The sequence below is a fragment of the Gorillibacterium terrae genome (genome assembly GCF_051594785.1).
Taxonomy (GTDB): Bacteria; Bacillota; Bacilli; order Paenibacillales; family NBRC-103111; genus Gorillibacterium.
In genome coordinates this window covers 1-1225 of the sequence record NZ_JBPPGI010000018.1, presented here as the reverse complement: position 1 = coordinate 1225, position 1225 = coordinate 1, and the positions used below count along the sequence as shown (strand labels likewise).

General features: G+C 52.8%; 2 tRNA genes and 3 rRNA genes. All 5 read right to left on the bottom strand.

The features are described from left to right. Positions 1–359: ribosomal RNA gene (locus ACSEXS_RS22590) — 23S ribosomal RNA — on the bottom strand; the annotation flags it as partial. Between the two features lie 222 nt (positions 360–581). Beyond that, positions 582–657, bottom strand: a tRNA-Ala gene (locus tag ACSEXS_RS22585). A gap of 18 nt (positions 658–675) precedes the next feature. Next, positions 676–752 (bottom strand) — tRNA-Ile (locus ACSEXS_RS22580). 142 nt (positions 753–894) lie between these two features. After that, positions 895–1011 (bottom strand): 5S ribosomal RNA (rrf, locus tag ACSEXS_RS22575). A 121-nt stretch (positions 1012–1132) separates the two neighbouring features. Beyond that, a 16S ribosomal RNA gene (locus tag ACSEXS_RS22570) occupies positions 1133–1225 on the bottom strand; the annotation flags it as partial.

Genomic DNA, 1225 nt, shown 5'->3' with positions numbered 1-1225 from the left:
GCCTTTCCAGACCAATTCGCCTAACGAACTCCTTTGTAACTCCGTGTAAGACGTCCCACAACCCCTACGCACAAGTGCGTAAGTTTAGGCTCCTCCGCGTTCGCTCGCCGCTACTGACGGAATCATTATTATTTTCTCTTCCTCGAGGTACTTAGATGTTTCAGTTCCCTCGGTCTGCCTCTTCCTCACCTATGGATTCAGTGAGGAGTGACTGCGCATTACCGCAGCCGGGTTCCCCCATTCGGACATCCCCGGATCGATGCTTGCTTACAGCTCCCCGGGGCAGTTTCGTTGTTCGCCACGTCCTTCTTCGGCTCCTGGCGCCTAGGCATCCTCCGTGTGCTCTTACTAGCTTAACCTAGTTGATTCTTTTGTCCGAAGACAAAATAACAACGAGACACATAACTCGGTAGTTGGATGTTTCCTACGCGTTTGTTGCTTCGCTATCCAGTTTTCAAGGAACAAACCTCTTCGCCGCTCAAGAGCAGCGAATCGTATCTTACCATGCTTCCCGCCTTCCGGTCAACCCTCAATCTTCTTCCAATTTCGGAAGTCGATTTCGTATTTCCCTTTGGCGTGGATGGTGGAGCCAAGGAGGATCGAACTCCTGACCTCCTGCTTGCAAGGCAGGCGCTCTCCCAGCTGAGCTATGGCCCCACGACAGTATGAAGTTGATGGTGGGCCTTAGTGGACTCGAACCACCGACCTCACCCTTATCAGGGGTGCGCTCTAACCAGCTGAGCTAAAGGCCCTCAAAGTTTTTACGAAGCAAAAACTGCTTCGTAAGCATAACTAAGTTTTTGCGAAGCAAAAACTGCTTCGTCAGCAATGGCTTAGTCATCCCAAGCCATGCTTTCAGGCAATAAAAAACCCACAAGTTAACCCTGTGGGTCCGCTTGGCGGCGTCCTACTCTCCCGGGACCCTGCGGTCCAAGTACCATCGGCGCTGGAGGGCTTAACGGTCGTGTTCGAGATGGGAACGTGTGGTTCCCCTCCGCCATTACCACCAAACGAAGGAAAGGGGGTTGCCCTTTCAAAACTGACAACGAGTGGATGAGGCTGTGCTCCCTCGATCGGAGCATTAGATTGTTACATAGGCCTCGCCATTACAGCGAATCCGGTAACTCCCTAGAAAGGAGGTGATCCAGCCGCACCTTCCGATACGGCTACCTTGTTACGACTTCACCCCAATCATCTACCCCACCTTCGGCGGCTGGCTCCCTTG